General features: G+C 33.7%; 20 protein-coding genes and 1 tRNA gene. 16 read left to right on the top strand and 5 right to left on the bottom strand.

Annotated features, from left to right (window positions below; translation table 11 throughout):
- Window positions 1-21 precede the first annotated feature (21 nt).
- Entirely contained in the window at window positions 22-1,932 is a 1,911-nt protein-coding gene (gene mnmG / locus ACE83Q_RS06015; protein WP_409021838.1) for a tRNA uridine-5-carboxymethylaminomethyl(34) synthesis enzyme MnmG, read from the top strand.
- Window positions 1,933-2,017: 85 nt separating this feature from the next.
- Here the strand turns inward: mnmG and ACE83Q_RS06010 are convergent, their stop codons facing one another.
- Complete coding sequence (locus tag ACE83Q_RS06010) at window positions 2,018-2,857, bottom strand: DUF6574 domain-containing protein (RefSeq protein ID WP_409021837.1); 840 nt, start codon at window positions 2,855-2,857, stop codon at window positions 2,018-2,020.
- A 294-nt stretch (window positions 2,858-3,151) separates the two neighbouring features.
- Between ACE83Q_RS06010 and ACE83Q_RS06005 the strand changes: the two genes are divergently transcribed.
- A complete protein-coding gene (locus ACE83Q_RS06005) occupies window positions 3,152-3,463 on the top strand; it encodes a helix-turn-helix domain-containing protein (protein WP_409021836.1) in 312 nt (103 codons plus the stop codon).
- On the opposite strand, the gene ACE83Q_RS06000 is transcribed toward ACE83Q_RS06005, so the two are convergent.
- Together ACE83Q_RS06000 and ACE83Q_RS05995 are read right to left on the bottom strand one after the other, a co-directional pair.
- Window positions 3,458-3,679: a hypothetical protein gene (locus ACE83Q_RS06000; protein WP_409021835.1), complete on the bottom strand. Its 222-nt coding sequence runs from the start codon at window positions 3,677-3,679 to the stop codon at window positions 3,458-3,460. The two genes, ACE83Q_RS06005 and ACE83Q_RS06000, sit on opposite strands and share 6 nt — an antisense overlap.
- A 210-nt stretch (window positions 3,680-3,889) precedes the next feature.
- Window positions 3,890-4,900 carry a YdcF family protein gene (locus tag ACE83Q_RS05995; protein WP_409021834.1) on the bottom strand — a complete coding sequence of 337 codons (1,011 nt, stop codon included), beginning with the start codon at window positions 4,898-4,900 and terminating at the stop codon, window positions 3,890-3,892.
- A 169-nt stretch (window positions 4,901-5,069) separates the two neighbouring features.
- Between ACE83Q_RS05995 and ACE83Q_RS05990 the strand changes: the two genes are divergently transcribed.
- Together ACE83Q_RS05990 and ACE83Q_RS05985 are read left to right on the top strand one after the other, a co-directional pair.
- Window positions 5,070-5,669 carry a cadmium resistance transporter gene (locus ACE83Q_RS05990; RefSeq protein ID WP_409021833.1) on the top strand — a complete coding sequence of 200 codons (600 nt, stop codon included), beginning with the start codon at window positions 5,070-5,072 and terminating at the stop codon, window positions 5,667-5,669.
- A gap of 10 nt (window positions 5,670-5,679) precedes the next feature.
- Entirely contained in the window at window positions 5,680-6,027 is a 348-nt protein-coding gene (locus ACE83Q_RS05985) for an ArsR/SmtB family transcription factor (RefSeq protein ID WP_409021832.1), read from the top strand.
- Window positions 6,028-6,080: 53 nt separating this feature from the next.
- Here the strand turns inward: ACE83Q_RS05985 and ACE83Q_RS05980 are convergent.
- Together ACE83Q_RS05980 and ACE83Q_RS05975 are read right to left on the bottom strand one after the other, a co-directional pair.
- Window positions 6,081-6,153: transfer RNA gene (locus ACE83Q_RS05980), tRNA-Ala, on the bottom strand.
- Between the two features lie 444 nt (window positions 6,154-6,597).
- A complete protein-coding gene (locus tag ACE83Q_RS05975; RefSeq protein WP_409021830.1) occupies window positions 6,598-8,127 on the bottom strand; it encodes a LysM peptidoglycan-binding domain-containing protein in 1,530 nt (509 codons plus the stop codon).
- A 476-nt stretch (window positions 8,128-8,603) separates the two neighbouring features.
- On the opposite strand from ACE83Q_RS05975, the gene lepB reads away from it, so the two are divergent.
- The 12 genes from lepB to ACE83Q_RS05915 all read left to right on the top strand — a co-directional run bounded on the left by lepB (window position 8,604) and on the right by ACE83Q_RS05915 (window position 19,528).
- Window positions 8,604-9,206, top strand: a complete 603-nt coding sequence (gene lepB / locus ACE83Q_RS05970) for a signal peptidase I (RefSeq protein WP_409021829.1) — start codon at window positions 8,604-8,606, stop codon at window positions 9,204-9,206.
- A gap of 49 nt (window positions 9,207-9,255) precedes the next feature.
- Window positions 9,256-10,206 (top strand): pyrimidine-specific ribonucleoside hydrolase RihA, encoded by a 951-nt coding sequence (rihA, locus tag ACE83Q_RS05965; RefSeq protein WP_409021827.1) that lies wholly within the window; start codon window positions 9,256-9,258, stop codon window positions 10,204-10,206.
- Window positions 10,207-10,305: 99 nt separating this feature from the next.
- Window positions 10,306-11,040, top strand: a complete 735-nt coding sequence (gene rsmG, locus ACE83Q_RS05960; RefSeq protein WP_409021826.1) for a 16S rRNA (guanine(527)-N(7))-methyltransferase RsmG — start codon at window positions 10,306-10,308, stop codon at window positions 11,038-11,040.
- A gap of 18 nt (window positions 11,041-11,058) precedes the next feature.
- Window positions 11,059-11,901 carry a nucleoid occlusion protein gene (gene noc, locus ACE83Q_RS05955; protein WP_409021825.1) on the top strand — a complete coding sequence of 281 codons (843 nt, stop codon included), beginning with the start codon at window positions 11,059-11,061 and terminating at the stop codon, window positions 11,899-11,901.
- Between the two features lie 6 nt (window positions 11,902-11,907).
- Complete coding sequence (locus ACE83Q_RS05950) at window positions 11,908-12,675, top strand: ParA family protein (protein WP_409021824.1); 768 nt, start codon at window positions 11,908-11,910, stop codon at window positions 12,673-12,675.
- Window positions 12,665-13,546 (top strand): ParB/RepB/Spo0J family partition protein, encoded by an 882-nt coding sequence (locus ACE83Q_RS05945; protein ID WP_409021823.1) that lies wholly within the window; start codon window positions 12,665-12,667, stop codon window positions 13,544-13,546. Before ACE83Q_RS05950 ends, ACE83Q_RS05945 begins: the two co-directional genes overlap by 11 nt.
- Before the next feature lie 13 nt (window positions 13,547-13,559).
- Entirely contained in the window at window positions 13,560-13,760 is a 201-nt protein-coding gene (locus ACE83Q_RS05940) for a DUF951 domain-containing protein (protein ID WP_409021822.1), read from the top strand.
- A gap of 22 nt (window positions 13,761-13,782) precedes the next feature.
- Window positions 13,783-14,883: a redox-regulated ATPase YchF gene (gene ychF, locus ACE83Q_RS05935; RefSeq protein ID WP_409021821.1), complete on the top strand. Its 1,101-nt coding sequence runs from the start codon at window positions 13,783-13,785 to the stop codon at window positions 14,881-14,883.
- Window positions 14,884-14,912: 29 nt separating this feature from the next.
- On the top strand, window positions 14,913-15,671 hold the full coding sequence (locus ACE83Q_RS05930; RefSeq protein ID WP_409021820.1) for a DUF1129 family protein: 759 nt from the start codon (window positions 14,913-14,915) through the stop codon (window positions 15,669-15,671).
- A gap of 164 nt (window positions 15,672-15,835) precedes the next feature.
- Window positions 15,836-17,323, top strand: coding sequence for an IMP dehydrogenase (gene guaB / locus ACE83Q_RS05925; protein ID WP_409021819.1), 1,488 nt, complete (start codon window positions 15,836-15,838; stop codon window positions 17,321-17,323).
- Window positions 17,324-17,664: 341 nt separating this feature from the next.
- Entirely contained in the window at window positions 17,665-18,351 is a 687-nt protein-coding gene (locus ACE83Q_RS05920; protein WP_409021818.1) for a response regulator transcription factor, read from the top strand.
- A 13-nt stretch (window positions 18,352-18,364) separates the two neighbouring features.
- Entirely contained in the window at window positions 18,365-19,528 is a 1,164-nt protein-coding gene (locus ACE83Q_RS05915; protein ID WP_409021817.1) for a sensor histidine kinase, read from the top strand.
- Window positions 19,529-19,568: the final 40 nt, after the last annotated feature.

Here is a 19,568-nt window from a genome sequence, read left to right as displayed (position 1 = left end):
TTAGTAAATAGGAGAATATAAATGGACATTAAAACTTATGACGGCCCAGATTATGATGTAATTGTGGTTGGTGCTGGACATGCTGGTTCAGAAGCAGCACTCGCTGCTGCACGAATGGGTAATAAAACATTACTTATCACAATTAGTTTAGACATGGTTGCTTTTATGCCATGTAATCCTTCAATTGGTGGTCCAGCTAAAGGAATCGTTGTACGTGAAATTGATGCCTTAGGTGGCGAAATGGGTCGTAACATCGATAAAACTTATGTACAAATGCGCATGTTAAATACTGGTAAAGGTCCAGCTGTCAGAGCATTACGGGCACAAGCTGATAAACATCTTTATTCAAGTGAAATGAAACATACGATGGAAAAAGAAGAAAATCTAACGTTACGTCAAGGAACAGTCAATAGTTTAATTGTTGAAGATGGCGAATGTCATGGTGTTGTAACAAATACTGGGGCAAAATATCGTTCTAAAAGTGTTGTTTTAACAGTTGGAACGGCTGCTCGCGGTAAGATTATTATTGGTGAATTGAGTTATTCCTCAGGTCCTAATAATTCACAACCTGCAATTAAATTATCTGAAAATCTTGAAGCTCTTGGATTTGATTTGGAACGTTTTAAAACTGGAACACCACCTCGTGTTGATGGAAATACAATTGATTACAGCGTGACTGATGAACAACCAGGGGATGTTGAGCCTAACCACTTTAGTTTTGAAACACCTGATGAAGATTATATTGATGTCAAAAACCAATTATCTTGTTGGTTAACGTATACTAATTTAAAAACGCATGAAATTATTAATGCTAACCTTGATCGTGCACCTATGTTCTCAGGAATTATTAAAGGTGTGGGTCCACGCTACTGTCCATCTATTGAAGATAAAATTGTTCGTTTCTCTGATAAACCTCGTCACCAGCTCTTCTTGGAACCAGAAGGTCGTTCAACGGATGAATTTTACGTTCAGGGCCTTTCTACGTCAATGCCGGAAGAAGTCCAACAAGATATTATTCATTCAATTAAGGGCCTTGAAAATGCTGAATTAATTCGTCCAGGTTATGCGATTGAATATGATGTCGTGGCTCCTTATCAGTTACGACCAACTCTTGAAACTAAATTAGTGAAAAATTTATATACTGCTGGTCAAACAAACGGGACTTCTGGATATGAAGAAGCTGCTGGACAAGGAATAATGGCAGGAATTAACGCTGGGTTACGTGCTTTAGGCCGCGAAGATTTTACGTTAAATCGAAGTGATGCTTATATCGGTGTTATGATTGATGATTTAGTAACAAAGGGAACAAATGAACCTTATCGTTTATTAACATCTCGTGCTGAATATCGTTTAATCTTACGTCATGATAACGCTGATTTACGTTTAACTGAAAAGGGATATGATATTGGGTTAATTTCTGAAAAGAGATTGGCTGTTTTCAAAGCTAAAAAAGCTGAAATCGAAGCCGAAAAAGCTAGATTACAATCATTCCGTATTAAACCTACTGAAGATGTGAATGCGTTCTTAGCAGAGCATAATAGTGCCGCTTTGAAAGATGGCGTGTTGGCTAATGAATTTTTACGTCGCCCTGAGGTAACTTACGCAGACATTGAGAAGTTTATTCCAGGTCCTGACCATGAATTAGACCATAGAATTATTGAACAAGTAGAAATCCAATTTAAGTACGAAGGCTATATTAAAAAAGCACAAGAAAAAGTTGCGAAGTTGAAACGTATGGAAGCTAAAAAAATCCCAACAAATATTGATTACGATTCGATTGAAGGAATTGCGACGGAAGCGCGTCAAAAATTCATTAAGATTCAACCAGAAACATTAGCTCAAGCTAGTCGTATTAGTGGTGTAAATCCTGCTGATTTATCAATCCTTGCTGTTTATATTGAACAGGGTAAGATTGCTAAAGTTAATAATTAATAGTACAGAAATGCAGAAAAGGCACCAATCAAGTATACTTGATTGGTGCCTTTTTAACTTTTTATAATTAGTTTAAGCAATAAACTTAAAATCCAGCTGCAGAGATGATTGAAGCTATGTTGGCTGCTAAACTGACAGCAAATACTGACATAACAATCATGAAAACTAAAGCTAATAGAAGTTGCCCAATGACAACAATGTAAAGTTTATCTATTTTAAGTGGATTTGTATCAATAATTATCGATAAAATGAAAGCAATACTCATGATGAGCGCCATTAAAGCATACATGAATACGGCGAGGCCTCTCATTCCAAGTAGCATGAAAATCATACTAAGAACAGCTAATACAAGATTGATCATGAGGTAGTGTGTAAAGCGATTTGTAAATGAAAGTAAGGTATCACTTTTATCTCCTAAAACAACATTACGAACAAAAAATCCAATTAGTATGTAAATGGCAAAAGTTAGTAGTGTTAAGAAAAATAATTTTGCGTAGACACTACTGTCAATTGTTGGCGCATAGGTACTTTGAGTATTAAAGAGTCCTGAAAATAGACTCGAATTAACAGATTTAGCAACATTATCCATTATTAATTTTACAAAAATATCATTAAATATGGCGAATAAAATAATCGTCGTAAAGCCGAAATATTTATGACCATTTTCTAAAATTGTGGGATGTTTAATGGCATTTAAGAAATAAGACCAATAATTTGATGCGAATGTTTTAGCTTGTTCAATATTTTTCATTTTATGATCTTGTGATGGTGCGAATTGTTGCTGGAATTTTGTTGGTTCTTTTATATTTTGTATTTTAGTTAAATTTGTTTTTTTGGCTAAATTAACAGAAAAGGAAAATCCACAGTTTGTACAAAAATTTACATTTTCTGGTTGCTGTGAATGGCAGTTAGGACACGTTATCATTATCATTTTCTCCAATACTTTTCTATATTCAATTTTTTTCTAATTTTGATGCCCCAATACCGGTATATTACGAATACCAGTATTGTTTATAGGAGCATTAGGCAGTAACCTTGTAGGTTGCCCCTTTAGATGAAAATTGAGTTAATGGATAAAGCTTAAACGAAACTTAAGTTATTTTATCAGCTTAAAAGGTTTTTGTATATATATATATATTAAAAAAAGATAAACTATAATCTGTTTGATTGTTTTAAAAACCTTTACCATAAAGAGAACCTTTCTGATTAGGAGTTTAATATGCTTAAAAAAATAGGAATTTTAATTCGTGCTAAGCGAAAATTATTGAATATGACCATTGAGCAACTGGCTGAAAAATCAAAATCTTCTGTTAGTTTAATTTCTTTGATAGAGCGAGGTAAGCTAGATAATATTAAAATAAAAAAATTATCAGATATTGCTGAAGCACTAGATATGACGTTAGCTGATTTCTTTACAAATCAAAATTTAAAGGGTGTTGCAACGCTTGATTTGATTAATTATCTTGCTTCTTTACCAACAGAAAAGCGGGAAGCAACAGCTGAATTATTGCTTAAAGTAATCCGTTTATAAATGATTATCATTAATGATTGACCATGCTATTTCTTCAATAGTGTGGTCAATTTTTTGTGCTTGGTAGGCTGAGACTAAATCAATTTGTTTGGTAGGTAAATCTAAAGTTAAAATATCAAAATTGTGAAAATCGATCCTATGATTACTAAAGTCATATATTAAAAATTTTAAATCTTGTAATACCTTCAAATTATCGTGTATATCTATCCCATTCATAAATAAAATCTCCCTTATAAAAAACTGTATAAAAAAAGCATTAGCTTTTATTAGCTAATGCTTAGATTACAACAAAAAAACTTAATTTATAAGACTGATATTAATAAAAATTAATTCTAACGATAGTACTGAGGTTTGTCAATATGACACAAATTAAAGGTTTATCATTTTAAATAGATTAATTAATTTAAGTAAGTATTGAAGTAATAACTATTTAAAAAGTTGTTGAAAAATAGACAGTAAAAGGAGTAATAAAACAACTATAAAATGGCGATTTTTATGAAGCATTAGGATAGCAATGAATTCACGCAAGAACGCATTAGGTAAAAAATACCATGGGGTTTTCCCGCCAATTCCTTGAGCATTTACACCAACCATTCGTGCAAATATTGCGGCACGAAATATATGATAGTTATTTGAACTGAATAAAATATGATCTCCTCTATGATCAAGATCAATTATCTTTTTTGAAAAACGCATATTTTCAAAAGTTGTTGTGGATTTGTCTTCTAGTAATGTAAATTCTTCTGGATAACCACTGTCGATGGCCCATTTTTGCATTGCCTGTGCTTCTGAAATGGATTCATCATTACCTTGACCACCTGAAAAAATAATAATCGGACGTTTACCGCCTAATAATATTTGTTTGTCTGCAAAATTGGTGGCACGTTTTATTCTGTTAGCAAGTAGTTTACTAACTTTATAGCCATTGATTAAACCTGCGCCTAATACAATGATATAGTCTTGATCATATTTTGGGCGTCGTAAGCTATATAAAATGCTAACAGATAAAAAATTTAAAAAAGCGAACATCAGATATAAGCCAGTCAATGAAGCAAAATTAAATGGTAATTGAAGATACCAAGGCCACGTACTGATTAAAGGTGTTACAAACCAGCGAATGATAAGAACAATAGCGAGTAATAGTCCAAGCATGTTAGCTAATGAATAGCTTTCGCGCTTAAAGACTAATCCAGTATTAATTAATAAAAATGGAATAGTTCCAATTGAAAGTAATATTAAGCCTATAGCACCAACAATGATAATAAAAACAGCGCTATTTTTCATAAAATTGATAGGGGAAGTAGCGAGTACACCTATTAAAGAAATAACAAATATATTGAACAGAAATCCATTAATTAATTGACGTGGTTCTTTGTGAAAACTGATATACCAAATAGATAACAATAAAATAGGTAGTAACAGTGTTAGATAGTCCATATGAATTCCTCCGAAGTAATAGATAATTAACTAATTCTAGCATATTTTTGAATAAATGAGGTACTAATAAATTTGCGTTTAACCGTTTACATGGACATTAACATATGATATATTATTCATATGAACAAAATGTCATATGAATAATATATCATATAGAGGAGATGCTATAATGGTCACACTATTAGGTTCAACTGTACTCGCATTTATTTCAACGAATATCGATTATCTTTTAATTCTAATCATTATTTTTGCTAAATATAAAAATAAACATGAAGAAAAATTAATATTTATAGGAGAGCTACTTGGTAGTGGAACGCTTATAGCAGTTAGTTTGATTGCTGCCTTTTGGTTAAAACTGATTCCTGAAGAATGGATTTTAGGATTTTTGGGAATTATTCCGATTATAATGGGTATAAAAATGTATTTTAGTGATGAAGATGAGGGTAATGAGGTTCGGGAGAAATTAGGAAAACCTGGTCAAGGCATAATCTTAAATGTAATTATGATTACCATTGCAACTTGTGGTCCTGATAATCTTGCTATCTATGTCCCATTTTTCACGACATTATCTGTTAAGGATGTACCTGTTGTACTAATGCTATTTTTTATATTCTTATGCATTATTACATGGTTGAGTAAAATGATTACTAATTTACCTAAAATCCAAGAATTTTTCCAAAATTTTGGTAATTTAATCACTCTAGTTGTTTATGTTTTCTTAGGTCTATATATATTACTAGAAAGTGGTACTATTCAGCACTTTATGTAGGAGGAAATTAATGCAACCGTACAAAGAAATTCCAAAAGCTGAACTTGATGAATCAATTATGATAACTAAGCTATTGAATAATCGAATAAGATTACAATTAATATATTTATTGGAACAACATGAATATAATGTAACTGAATTATCAAAGATACTTGATGTTGAACAAACAAACTTATCTCATCAATTAAGTTTGCTAAAAACACATCAAATAATTAGTCAGAGACGAGAAGGAAAGTTAATGTACTATCAAATTGACGATCCGCATATTATTGAAACCATGACAGCGTTGTTGCAACATGCAAAACATGTTGCTAATGGAAAGCCTTATGTAAATAGAAGAGTAAGAAAAAGAGATTAACTTCAATTTGAAGTTAATCTCTTTTTAGATTGTAAAATTTATAGTAATTATTATGGACCCTAACGGATTTGAACCGTCGACCTTCTACTTGCGGAGCAGACGCTCTCCCAACTGAGCTAAGGGCCCGAATAGCTTTATAATACACCAAATAGCCAAAATTAAAAGAAAAAGTTAGTTTTTGTTTTTATGGCACTTTAAAATGTTTCACATGAAACATTTTAAAGTGAGTAACGATTGTTAAAAATAAATGGTTCCTAATATCAGTTGTTAATAGTAGTGTAAAAATCATTAATGCCAGGTTTTAATTAGTGATAAATAAGCTGAAGAGTATAAGATTTTTATTTTGAAATAGAAAACATAATCTTATGGAAGAACCAAGGGATGGTCTGTCAAAACTTTGGCTATTAGTCTACTAACGATCGTTTAAAAGGAACAAATAATAAAATTAAGGTATCAAATGGTCTTATTTCCGACTTTAGCAACTTTCATAGATTCCGAACCAGAATACTTTATATATATAAATCTATAAAAAAAGGTCCTACTCACTTAGTGAGTAGGACCTTCATAATATTATTTATTAACAGTACCAGCAAATGAAGCAGGGTAATATGCTAATGCACCAATTTTAACATTTTGACCAGGTTCTGGAGCAGCGATATATTGGCCACCACCTAAGTAAATACCAACATGGTAAGTAGAACCTTGAGCTCCCCAGAATAATAAATCTCCAGGTTGAGCAGCAGCAGTTGATTTCTTAGAAACATTTGATTCTTGTCCAATAGTATTACGGTTTAAGTTAATACCAACTTTTGCGAATACATATTGTGTGAATCCTGAACAATCAAAACCAGAAGGAGTTGATCCACCCCAAACATAAGGAGTACCTATGTATGCTTTAGCAACAGAGATAACTTTGCTTGCTGAGTAGCTTGCTGTTTGTGTTGTAGAGCTTGCAGCAGCAGTGTTAGCTGTTGAAGCAGTGTTAGAACTTGCAGCAGCAGTGTTAGCTGTTGAAGCAGTATTAGAACTTGTAGCAGCAGTGTTAGCTGTTGAAGTAGTATTAGAACTTGTAGCAGCAGTGTTAGCTGTTGAAGTAGTATTAGAACTTGTAGCAGCAGTGTTAGCTGTTGAAGTAGTATTAGAGCTTGCAGCAGTGTTAGCTGTTGAAGTAGTATTAGAACTTGTAGCAGCAGTGTTAGCTGTTGAAGTAGTATTAGAACTTGCAGCAGCTTTAGGTGTTGTTGTAGCTTTTGCAGGTGTAACAACTTTTTCAGTAGTTGTAGAAGCTACTTTAGCCATTGAACCTGTTAAGTTTAATGTTTGGCCAGGGTTAATCATCGAATTTGAAGATAAACCATTTGCATCACATAGTGCTGAGATAGTAATGCCGTTTGATTGAGCGATTGACCATAATGAATCGCCGTTTTTAACAGTAACAGTCTTATTATTTGTAGTAGATGCTGCTGCTTTAGGTGTAGCTGTTTCTACTTTAGGAGTTGCAGTAACTGATTTAGCAGCACTTACTTCTGCTTTAGGAGTTGTAGCAACTGGCTTAGCAGTATTTGTTTCTACTTTAACAGTTTTAGCTGGTGTTACTTTAGCGGGAGTAACAGTAGTACTTGCAGCTACCGCTTTTGAACCAGTTAATGTTAATTTTTGACCGGGTAAGATAAGTGCTGAGTTATCAGCAAATCCATTAGCCGAACGAAGTGCTGAGATTGAAATACCGTTTTCTTTAGCGATTGACCATAATGAATCACCATTTTTAACAGTAACGGATGTTTTATTTACTGAAGTATTAGTAGTAACGATAGTACTTGTTTTAGCTGAAGTACTTTTTTGTGTTGAGCTTGCTTTAGCGTTTCTATCCTTTTCAGGAATATTTAATGATTGACCACTTACAATAATATGAGAATTTGCGTCAATATTGTTTAAAGTTTCGATTGTTTTGATTGAAACGCCATACTTCTGAGAAAAAGCCCAAACAGTATCGTTTGTTTGAACTTTAACTGTTGCTGCATCAGCAGTTGCGTTAGATGCAAGAAGGAGGCCAGCGGTACCAACTGTACCGAGTAATAATGATTTAAGTGTGTTATTCAAGTTGAGTCACATCTACTTTCTTATTTTATTGGATTTATACTATAGTAACTATTGTAACCGGTTAGTGTTGCAATCAAATACAAAAACTATTACAACTTAGTATGATTTTGTAATATATACTAAGTAATGTTTATATATCAATGATAATGATGATTTATGTATTTAACTTATAATTTATTTAATTAAGTAAATCCCATATGTAATAATGGTTTAGAACACTTTCAATATATTTTAAATTAAAATATATCGCCCCCGATGTTACAAAAATATTACAGAAACCTTATGTTTCTATACTAATAGAACTAATTAAAACTATACCAGTCGTTTTACATGGTTGCAAATGAAATTTCAAGTTTTAATAGAAAGGGATTTCATTGTCTGGTATCATTTGAATTATTGGATATTGAAAGTCCTTAAATAGTTGGCGTATAATTAACTAAATAAGGGGATAAAAAATATAATGATTAGGTGGAAATATGAAAAGAATAGTTAAAGAAATAATGAGTTGGATTATACCGATTGCAATCGGGTTAATAATCGCGATGCTTTTAAAAACATTTGTCGTTACAATGGTACGTGTTGATGGGCCATCGATGCAACCTAACTTAGTTAATAATGAGCACGTTGCTGTTGTTAAAGTTATTGATATTAAGCGCTTTAGTACAGTTGTTTTTGATGCATACGGCGTAGATCCTGATGCAACAGAGGGTCAAGAGTATGTTAAACGTGTTATTGGAATGCCTGGTGATACAGTAGAATTTAAAAATGATCATATCTATGTTAATGGTAAAGAAATTGAAGAACCTTACATTTCAACTTATCAAAAAACAGTAGGGACAAGGGTTCAGAACATAAATTCTAAAAACTGGACATTCAAGTCATTGGCTACAGATAATCAATGGGTTAAAGATACTTCAGCTATCAGAGTGCCTTCAGATAAATACTTTGTTTTAGGAGATCATCGCTCAGTATCTAATGATAGTCGTTACTGGGGATTCGTTGATAAGTCAAAAATTCAAGGTGTTGTAAAAGTACCATTCTGGAATTTTAACAAGGCAGATCATAAATATATTTATTAATTGCATTAAAAATGCAGAAAAATAATTCGATTGAAGAGGAGATTTTATTATGACAAAAACACCAATTATTTTAGATTGTGATCCAGGACATGATGACGCATTAGCGTTAATGATGATTATTGCTTCACCAGAATTTGATTTACGTGCGGTGACAACATCCGCTGGAAATCAAACACCTGATAAAACATTTGATAACGCTTGTCGACTACTAACATTGATGGAACGAACAGATATTCCTGTTGCTAGTGGAAATAAAAAACCTTTACTACAAGAATTAATGATTGCCGATGCTGTTCATGGAGACACTGGTGTTGATGGAACAGAGTTACCTAAATCTGAAATTCCAGTAACCAATTTAACAGCAATTGAGTTAATTGCAGAAACATTATCTAAAAGTGCTGAAAAAGTTACAATGGTTGTCACGGGTCCAATGACAAATATGGCACTATTTTTAGCTGTCTATCCTGAATTAAAAAGTAAAATTGAAAAAATTGTCTTTATGGGTGGTTCAACGGATGTTGGAAATGTTAAACCTGGTTCAGAATTTAATATAGCTGTGGACCCAGAGTCAGCAAAAATGGTTTTAAATGACTCTATTCCAATGGTTATGGCTGGATTAAACTTAACTCATCAAGCACAAATTTTAGATTCTGAAATTGAAGAAATTGGTAAGATTAATAATAAAGTAGCGCAATCAGCTTATGGGTTATTGAAATTTTACGGTATCTATTATGGTCAAGAAAAATGGGGATTTGACGGTATTCCATTACATGACCCTTGTACAATTGCTTGGATGTTACATCCTGAATTATTCACAAGTGAAAAGTACCATGTTGATGTTGAGGTTAATGGTGATCTTACTAGAGGCGAGACAATCGTTGATAAATTTGATTTATTAGGATTAGAAAAAAATACAGAAGTCTTATTATCAATTGACCGTGCAAAATTTGTCGAATTATTAATTTCAAAACTTAAAAAATTTGATAAATTAGTAGGATAGAGAATCTTACAGTTGGCTTGTATTTCTGGCCTAAATACGTTAAAGTTAAACAGGACGTGAAACATCGTTTTGTTTCACAAATAACGGAGGGCCAGTCATATGAATCCAGAAGAATTTCGTCAATCATTAGCTGAAAAAGACATTAATTTAACAGACAGACAAATGGCACAATTTGAAACATACTATGAATTTTTAGTAATGACAAATGAAAACCTTAATCTGACTGCTATTACAGAAAAATCAGACGTTTATTTGAAACATTTTTATGATTCTTTAACGCCTGCTTTTTATTCAAAAGAAATACAAAGCGAGCCCTTATCTATTTGTGACGTCGGCGCAGGTGCCGGCTTCCCTTCAATTCCACTGAAGATTGCTTTTCCGCAATTAACGGTGACTATTGTTGATTCGTTGAATAAACGTATCAACTTTTTAAATGAATTGGCGGACAAATTAGATATTACAGGGGTTGCTTTTTTTCATAATCGTGCTGAAGAATTTGCAGGTAAAAAAAGTTTATACAGAGAGCAATATGATATCGTGACAGCTCGTGCTGTTGCAAGATTGAGCGTACTATCCGAATTGTGCTTACCTTTAGTTAAATTAAATGGCCAATTTATTGCTCTAAAAGCTCAAAAAATGGACGAAGAATTAGTCGATGCCGAATATGCTATCAAGCTTTTAGGTGGTCAAGTTGTGGCTAATCATGAATTTACTTTACCAATTTCAGATGACGAACGTCATATATTAGTCGTTGATAAAGTCAAATTAAGCCCTAAAAAATACCCTAGAAAAGCGGGCGTACCTGGACGTACCCCACTTGTAAATAAGATATAGTCAGGAGGTCGTCGGAAAATGGCATTTTCATTTTTAGGAAATCGTAAAAATCAACAAGAAGATGAAACGAATCAAACGAAGGTTAGTGACATTTCTATTACGACTATTGTACCCAATCGCTTTCAACCTCGTCGTGTCTTTGATGATCAAAAAATTGATGAATTGGCACAAACACTTAAAGAACATGGGTTATTACAGCCTATTATTCTGCGGGAGTATGAGACTGGAAAATATGAAATTATTGCTGGGGAACGCCGTTTTCGGGCAGCATCTTCATTAGGATGGGAAAAAATTCCAGCAATTGTTCAGAAAATGGACGACGACCAAGCGGCTTCGATGGCACTAATTGAAAATTTACAACGTGAGGAACTAACGGCAATTGAAGAGGCAGAGGCCTACAGTAAATTAATGAGTTTAAACCATTTATCACAGTCGAAATTAGCTGAAAATATGGGTAAAAGCCAAGCATTTGTTGCTAATAAATTACGCTTATTAAAATTAGAGCATGACGTACAAACGGCAATTATGGCGCAACAAATATCTGAACGTCACGGAAGAGCAATGGTTAGTTTATCAGCCAGAGATCAAAAAAAATTATTAAAACGTATTTTAAAAGAGAAATTAACAGTAAAAGAAACTGAAAAGTTAATTTCAGTTAATAAAATTAAACCAGAATCAAAAGTGTCTGAAAAGAAAAATACGAAAAAGGGTAATCCTGATAAAAGATTAGTGATTAATACCCTAAAACAAGCTGTTCAAGTTATAGAAAATAACGGCGTAACGATTAAATTAAAACAAGAAAAAACTGATTCAGGGTATCGCGTTATTATTGATGTGATTGAATCAAAAAAGGAGGGTTAATCAAACATGGGAATTGTTATTTCATTAGCAAACCAAAAAGGTGGCGTTGGTAAAACAACAACGAGTGTGAATTTAGGCGCTTGTTTAGCCGAGTTAGGTAAGCGCGTTTTATTAATAGATACGGATGCTCAAGGAAATTCAACAAGTGGTGTCGGTATTGAAAAATCAACAATAAAAAAAGATATTTATGATGTTTTAGTTAATGAATTTCCAATTAAGGAGACAATTTTAGCTACTAGTCACAAAGGTTTAGACATTGTTCCGGCAACTATTCAATTGGCTGGTGCTGAGATTGAGTTAACACCACAAATGGCTCGTGAAACAAGATTATTGGATGCCGTTAAAACAATTGAAGATCAGTATGACTATATTTTAATAGATTGCCCACCATCACTTGGGTTGATTACAATTAATGCCTTTACAGCTAGTAAATCGATTTTAATTCCTGTTCAAAGTGAGTACTACGCTTTGGAAGGTTTAAGCCAATTGCTTAACACAATTCGTTTAGTTCAAAAGCATTTTAATCCAGATTTAGCCATTGAAGGCGTTTTAATGACAATGTATGATGCACGTACAAATTTAGGCGCAGAAGTTGTGTCTGAGGTGCAAAAATATTTTGCAGAAAAAGTCTACAAGACAATTATTCCGCGAAATGTCCGCTTGTCTGAAGCACCTAGCCATGGGATGGCAATTATTGATTACGATCCTAAGTCGAAGGGTGCTCAAGTCTATATGGAATTGGCAAAGGAAGTGTTAAAAGCGCATGGTAAATAATAAAAAAGGTCTTGGAAAAGGGATTAACGCGTTATTTCAGGATGAACTTGATCAATATGATGATACAAAAGAATCTGTTGTTCGTTTAAACTTAGCTGAAATTCGCCCTAATCCTTACCAACCTCGTAAAACATTTGATGAAGATGCCCTAAAAGAATTAGCTGCGTCTATCAAAAAATCAGGTGTCTTCCAACCAATTATTGTAAGAGAATCAGTCATTAAGGGTTATGAAATCATTGCAGGAGAACGTCGTTTCCGTGCATCTAAATTAGCAGGACTAACAGATGTCCCTGCAATTATTAGAACGATGACAGAAGAAGCAATGATGGAAGTTGCCATTTTGGAAAATTTACAACGTGAAGAATTGTCTCCTTTAGAAGAGGCAGAAGCTTATAACATGTTGATGGAAAAATTAAATTTAACGCAGTCACAAGTTTCAGAGCGATTAGGCAAAAGTCGTCCTTATATTGCTAATTATTTGCGTTTATTAGGATTGCCCAATTCAGTTAAAGAATTACTCCAAGTTGATCAGTTATCGATGGGTCAAGCAAGAACATTGCTGTCACTTAAAGATAAACAAAAAATTGGGGCATTAGCTAAAAGAACAGTCAAAGAAAATCTAACTGTTCGTGAGTTGGAAAAAGTAATTGCCCAAATGAATGGCGAAATTAAAAAGAATACTAAAAAAGTGAACGAAGTTGAAAAATCAATTTATGTTCAACAAAGTGAGAACTTGTTAAAAGAAAAATTTGGAACACAAGTTTCTATCCAACAGAGCAAAAAAAATCATAAAGGTAAGATAGAAATTGACTACTTATCAACGGATGATTTGAACCGTATTTTGGACTTACTTGATATTTCACTAGACTAGGAGGTTAGTCTGTATGTATGACTTACATGATATTGTTGAAATGAAAAAACCACATCCTTGTGGGACTAACCGTTGGGAAATCGTGCGAATGGGAATGGATATTCGCATTAAGTGTTTAGGATGTGGGCATCTTATTTTATTACCTAGACGAGAATTTGAGAAAAAGATGAAAAAAATGTTAGAAAAAGCAACAACAGAAGATAATACAAAATAAATGAAAAGAGTGACGTCTAATTATGGCATTAACGGCAGGAATCGTAGGATTACCAAACGTAGGTAAATCAACTTTATTTAACGCAATTACAAAAGCAGGCGCGGAAATGGCTAATTACCCATTTGCGACAATTGATCCAAACGTTGGGATGGTTGAAGTCCCAGATAAACGATTAGCACGTATCGATGAAGTAGTCCCTGCTAAAAAAATTATTCATACAACTTTTGAATTTACGGATATTGCCGGTATTGTTAAAGGCGCAAGTAAAGGTGAAGGACTTGGTAATAAATTTTTAGAAAATATTCGTCAAGTTGATGCTATTGTGCACGTTGTTCGTGCATTTGACGATGATAATATCACACATGTTTCTGATAAAGTGGATCCAATGGACGATATTGAAACAATCAATTTAGAACTTGTTTTTGCAGATTTAGATAGTGTGACAAAACGTTATGCTAAAGTTGAAAAAGTGGCTAGAACAAAAGATAAAGATGCGTTGGCTGAATTCAGTATTTTACAAAAAATCAAACCAGTTCTTGAAGCTGGACATGCCGTTCGCTCAATTGAATTTGATGAAGAAGAAGAAAAATATGTTAAAGGTATGTTTTTATTAACGAACAAACCAGTTCTTTATGTCGCTAATATTGCTGAAGATGATATGGCTGATCCAAGTGCTAATAAGTATGTAAAATTAATTGAAGCTTTTGCAAAAGAAGAAGGCTCAGAATGTTTAGCCGTTTCTGCTAAAACAGAAGAAGAAATTGCTGAACTAGATGATGAAGATAAGCTTGATTTCCTTGAAGCAGCTGGTGTTGAAGAATCAGGTCTTGATCGTTTAATCAGAGCATCTTATAAATTGCTAGGGTTAGCAACATTCTTTACTGCTGGTGGTGCCGAAACACGAGCATGGACCTTTAAGCAAGGGATGAAAGCACCTCAAGTTGCCGGAATTATTCATTCAGATTTTGAACGTGGATTTATCCGTGCTGAAACAATGTCATTTGCTGATTTAGATAAAAATGGAAGCGTCGCAGCAGTTCGTGAAGCTGGTCGTTTACGTTCAGAAGGTAAAGAATATGTCGTACAAGATGGCGATATTATTGAGTTCAGATTTAACGTCTAAATAAAATAAGTCAGTAGGGGTTGTTAGTTATGTCAGATGAAAATAAAGTCGAAGAAACATCAGTTGAAGAGAGAAATGCGATAGCTGCAGCAAAACAAAAAGAACGTTTAGAAAAAGAAACGAAGCTACAGGATAAAGGCCCCTTTGCGGGATTAACGAAGCGTAATGAAGATTATGTTTACCGTTTAAATAGTATTTTAAAAGATTCAAAAATTAATGATGAAAAACGAAATACAGTTATTAGTGAAATTGTTGCAGAACTTCGCACCGAACAGCATAAAGGTGTAACAGCAACTAAACTATACGGTCCTGTTAGTACCAAAGCAACTGATATCATTATGGGCCCACAGAAAAAAGCTGCAGAACCAACAAGTAGTTTTTGGTTAACGGCTTTAGATAATGGGTTGATGATGTTATTAATTTTTGCTGGTATGTACGGTGTTATGGGATTAATGAGTAAGACCAGTACGCAAGCAGAAACTACTGGTGCTGGTGGATTGTTAACACTATTAATTACATCAATTTTGGGTGGTATCGGGGCAGCACTCTTCTACAAAAAATATGGTCCAAATGTCAAAAAAGAAGACAAACCAGCTTTCTGGGTTACATTACTAGTATTTGTGGCCTTTATTGCGGTGTGGATTTTTGCCTACATGTTAGTGGCATTGATTCCAGGACCGCTTAATGCATTGTTACCAGCTCCTGTTTATCTTGTAATTGCATTAATCGCATTTGCAGTTAGAATTTATGTAAAACGTCGTTATAATATCAACCGAACAATGTTTTAAATTGATTGATATTTTTAAAAGAGTTCAGGTAAATTTTTTGAACTCTTTTTTTGCTACAGTTAAAAACGATTATAAGTTAATAAGAATCAGACGATAACCTTGACCAATGTTGAGCTTATCTGGTATGTTAGTAAACAAAATAAAAGTAGAAAGCTGGTTTTAAAATGTCAAATTGGGAAACGAAGTTCGCTAAAAAAGGATTTACTTTTGATGACGTGTTGTTAATACCTGCAGAAAGTCATGTATTACCGAACGAGGTTGATATCAGCGTACAATTAGCTAAGAACATCAAATTAAATGTCCCAATTTTAAGTGCTAGCATGGATACTGTTACAGATTCTAAAATGGCGATTGCTATGGCTCGCCAAGGTGGATTAGGTGTTATTCATAAAAATATGAGCATCGAACAACAAGCTGAAGAAGTCAGAAAAGTAAAACGTTCTGAAAGTGGCGTTATTATTGATCCTTTCTATTTAACACCGCAACATTCTGTTGCAGATGCTGAACAATTGATGAAACGTTACCGTATTAGTGGTGTTCCAATCGTTGAAACATTAGAAAATCGTTTATTGGTTGGTATCATCACGAATCGTGATTTACGTTTTGTTTCTGATATGTCAGTCTTAATTGATAGTGTCATGACTAAAGAAGGATTAGTAACAGCTGCCGAAGGTACTTCGCTTAAAGAAGCTGAAAAAATTCTCCAAAAAAATAAAATTGAAAAATTACCAATCATTGATAAAAATGGTCGTTTAACTGGTTTAATAACAATTAAAGATATTGAAAAAGTTGTCGAATTTCCTAATGCAGCTAAAGATGAACATGGTCGCTTACTTGCTGCCGCTGCTGTTGGTGTTACAAGTGATACATTTGAACGTGCTACAGCGCTACTAGATGCCGGAGCTGATGCTTTAATTATCGATACTGCTCATGGTCACTCAGCCGGTGTTATCCGTAAAATCACTGAAATTAGAGCACAATTTCCAGAAGCAACTTTAATCGCAGGTAATGTCGCAACGGGCGAAGCAACTCGTGCCCTTTACGATGCTGGTGTTGATGTTGTTAAAGTTGGGATTGGACCTGGATCAATCTGTACAACACGGATTGTTGCCGGTGTTGGTGTTCCACAATTGACAGCTATTTATGATGCTGCCGAAGTAGCTCGTGAATATGGTAAGACAATCATTGCTGATGGGGGTATTAAATACTCTGGTGATATCGTTAAAGCTCTTGCTGCCGGTGGTAATGCTGTTATGTTAGGTAGTATGTTAGCTGGAACTGATGAAGCTCCCGGTGAATTCGAAATTTATGAAGGTCGTCGTTTCAAAGTTTACCGCGGTATGGGAAGTTTAGCAGCTATGGAACAATCAAATGGTTCTTCTGATCGTTACTTCCAAAGTGGCGTAAACGAAGCTAATAAATTAGTGCCAGAAGGTATTGAAGGCCGTGTATCATATAAGGGAAGTTTGGCTGATATTATTTTCCAAATGGTTGGAGGTTTACATTCAGGTATGGGTTACGTTGGCGCTGGAACATTGAAGGCATTACAAGATGATGCACAATTTGTTCAAATTTCAGGTGCTGGTTTAATTGAATCACATCCACATGATGTTCAAATTACAAAAGAAGCACCTAATTACTCAGTTAAATAATAATTAAAAAGGCGTGATTTCTTTCATTTAAAAGAAATCACGCTTTTTTAACGGAGAGTTTTAAATCAATTTGTCTTAAAATAAGTATCAATCGTGGAAGCATTTAAATTTATAGACTACACTATAGTTATGAATATTATAGGGGGATATAAATTTGTTAACTATTGATTATGTTCAGGGGGAAAAACTACAAGTAACTTATAAAATGGTAGTAGCTTTCGTTTTTTTATGAAAGCTTTTTTGTAGTAAATAGTTAAGTAGACTTAACTAATTCTTTAAAGTTATCGTGTGAGATATTTGATACAATATATTATAAGTAAAGAAAAGTCAGGAGATATCCAATGAAAATTTTAGTTGTAGATGATGAAAAAGAAATCGTTGATTTAATCTCTATTTATTTAAAAAATGAAGGTTACGAAGCAATTACTGCTCAAAATGGACTTGAAGCAATTGAAAAATTAGAAGAAATGCCAGAAATCGGTGTAATGATTCTCGACGTTATGATGCCTAAAATGAACGGAATGGATGTCATTAAAGAGGTTCGTAAAACTTCAGAAATCCCAATATTAATGGTTTCTGCTAAAACAGAAGATATGGACAAAATTCGTGGACTGATTACAGGTGCTGATGATTATGTTGTTAAGCCATTTAATCCATTAGAGATTATGGCACGTGTTAAATCATTACTCCGTCGTAGCCAAAACTCGAATCCGGCACCTGATGTTGCACTTGAAATCGGACCGTTAATTATTAAAAAAGACTCTCATGAAGTTCAAACGGTTGAAGGTAGTGATATCCAGTTAACTGCTTTAGAATTCGGTATTTTATATTTATTAGCTTCACATCCAAATCATGTGTACTCTGCGGATGATATTTTTGAACAAGTTTGGCAACAAGAATCAATTATTTCTGCTAAAACAGTGATGGTTCATGTGAGCCATTTACGTGATAAAATTGAAGCAGCAACAAACGGTGATGATATTATCAAAACTGTCTGGGGCGTTGGATACAAGATAGAAATGCATTAGTGAGGGGTTATTTTTGAAATTAACTGGTAGAGAAAAAAGTGAACTAATCGCAGAAGGATTTATCACGATTATTCTATTAATTTTACTGAATTTATCAATTTTTATTCTATTAAATCAAACAATTGCTTCAAACCCAGGACTTGAGAATGGTATTTTCCAAATTAAGACGGCATTAACTTTTGGGCCGAATGATTTCAATGTCTGGAGTTGGGGTAATGTTTTTGTTGCGTTCATGCTTATTGTGGACGTTGTCGTTCTCTATTGGCGACTAATTCGACGTTATCATCAAATGCAGTTACGTCATGTTATTTCGGAATTGCATTATATTGCGGATGGCCACTATGATCACCAAATTCCTTTTAAACTACAAGGCGATATGGCACGGGTAGTTTCAAGTATTAATGCTTTGGTTCAAAGTACAATTGAATCAATGGAAGAAGAACGGCGTATTGAGAATTCAAAGGATGAACTGATTACCAATGTTAGTCACGATATTCGAACGCCATTAACATCAATTATTGGTTACTTAGGTTTAATAGAAGATAATCAATATAATTCGCAAGAAGATTTATTATCTTACACGCATACGGCATTTGTGAAATCAAAGCAGATGAAAGTTTTAGTAGAAGATTTATTTGAATATACAAAAGTACGACAGACATCGACGCCAATTAATGCGATTAATTTTGATATGAATCAAATGTTAGAACAGTTAGCAGCTAGTTTTGAACTTGAAGCTAAAAATAAAGAAATGACAATTAGTAGTAATACGATCCCTAACCCGTTAATGATGGAAGCTGATACTGAAAAATTAGGCCGTGTTTTTAATAATTTAATATCTAATGCCTTAAAATATGGATCAGGTGGCAAACATATTTATTTAGAAGCAGAAAAAATTGGTCAGGAAGTTATCGTAAAAGTAACTAATGATGGCCCTAAAATACCTGAACAATCACTTAACCAGCTATTTGATCGGTTCTATCGAGTGGAAGAGTCTCGTTCACAAAAAACGGGTGGTACTGGATTAGGGCTTGCTATTGCTCAAAGTATTGTTACGCTTCACGGTGGGTACATATATGTTGTATCAAATGAAGAGCTAACTAGTTTTGTCATTCATCTGCCTTTGGGTAAGAATATAAAATTAACTAGAAAGCAAGAAGAACAGTTGCAAGAGTAGCTATTATTGGGTATTCTTAAATGAATAAGAGAAGTTAAGA

It is taken from the genome of Dellaglioa kimchii, from assembly GCF_046115505.1.
GTDB classification, from domain to species: Bacteria; Bacillota; Bacilli; order Lactobacillales; family Lactobacillaceae; genus Dellaglioa; species Dellaglioa kimchii.
The sequence above is the reverse complement of the archived record's forward strand: the minus strand, read 5'-3'. Positions and strand labels throughout refer to the sequence as shown.

What these genes read in the sequence shown, in the direction of transcription:
- ACE83Q_RS05995 (WP_409021834.1), bottom strand. Translation starts at nt 4,900, where the DNA reads ATGGACTATCTAACACTGTTACTACCTATTTTATTGTTATCTATTTGG.
- ACE83Q_RS05985 (WP_409021832.1), top strand. Translation starts at nt 5,680, where the DNA reads ATGCAACCGTACAAAGAAATTCCAAAAGCTGAACTTGATGAATCAATT.
- ACE83Q_RS05930 (WP_409021820.1), top strand. Translation starts at nt 14,913, where the DNA reads ATGTCAGATGAAAATAAAGTCGAAGAAACATCAGTTGAAGAGAGAAAT.
- ACE83Q_RS05940 (WP_409021822.1), top strand. Translation starts at nt 13,560, where the DNA reads ATGTATGACTTACATGATATTGTTGAAATGAAAAAACCACATCCTTGT.
- guaB (WP_409021819.1), top strand. Translation starts at nt 15,836, where the DNA reads ATGTCAAATTGGGAAACGAAGTTCGCTAAAAAAGGATTTACTTTTGAT.
- mnmG (WP_409021838.1), top strand. Translation starts at nt 22, where the DNA reads ATGGACATTAAAACTTATGACGGCCCAGATTATGATGTAATTGTGGTT.
- ACE83Q_RS05945 (WP_409021823.1), top strand. Translation starts at nt 12,665, where the DNA reads ATGGTAAATAATAAAAAAGGTCTTGGAAAAGGGATTAACGCGTTATTT.
- ACE83Q_RS05990 (WP_409021833.1), top strand. Translation starts at nt 5,070, where the DNA reads ATGGTCACACTATTAGGTTCAACTGTACTCGCATTTATTTCAACGAAT.
- ACE83Q_RS06000 (WP_409021835.1), bottom strand. Translation starts at nt 3,679, where the DNA reads ATGAATGGGATAGATATACACGATAATTTGAAGGTATTACAAGATTTA.
- ychF (WP_409021821.1), top strand. Translation starts at nt 13,783, where the DNA reads ATGGCATTAACGGCAGGAATCGTAGGATTACCAAACGTAGGTAAATCA.
- ACE83Q_RS05950 (WP_409021824.1), top strand. Translation starts at nt 11,908, where the DNA reads ATGGGAATTGTTATTTCATTAGCAAACCAAAAAGGTGGCGTTGGTAAA.
- ACE83Q_RS06010 (WP_409021837.1), bottom strand. Translation starts at nt 2,857, where the DNA reads ATGATAACGTGTCCTAACTGCCATTCACAGCAACCAGAAAATGTAAAT.
- lepB (WP_409021829.1), top strand. Translation starts at nt 8,604, where the DNA reads ATGAAAAGAATAGTTAAAGAAATAATGAGTTGGATTATACCGATTGCA.
- ACE83Q_RS06005 (WP_409021836.1), top strand. Translation starts at nt 3,152, where the DNA reads ATGCTTAAAAAAATAGGAATTTTAATTCGTGCTAAGCGAAAATTATTG.
- ACE83Q_RS05920 (WP_409021818.1), top strand. Translation starts at nt 17,665, where the DNA reads ATGAAAATTTTAGTTGTAGATGATGAAAAAGAAATCGTTGATTTAATC.
- rihA (WP_409021827.1), top strand. Translation starts at nt 9,256, where the DNA reads ATGACAAAAACACCAATTATTTTAGATTGTGATCCAGGACATGATGAC.
- rsmG (WP_409021826.1), top strand. Translation starts at nt 10,306, where the DNA reads ATGAATCCAGAAGAATTTCGTCAATCATTAGCTGAAAAAGACATTAAT.
- noc (WP_409021825.1), top strand. Translation starts at nt 11,059, where the DNA reads ATGGCATTTTCATTTTTAGGAAATCGTAAAAATCAACAAGAAGATGAA.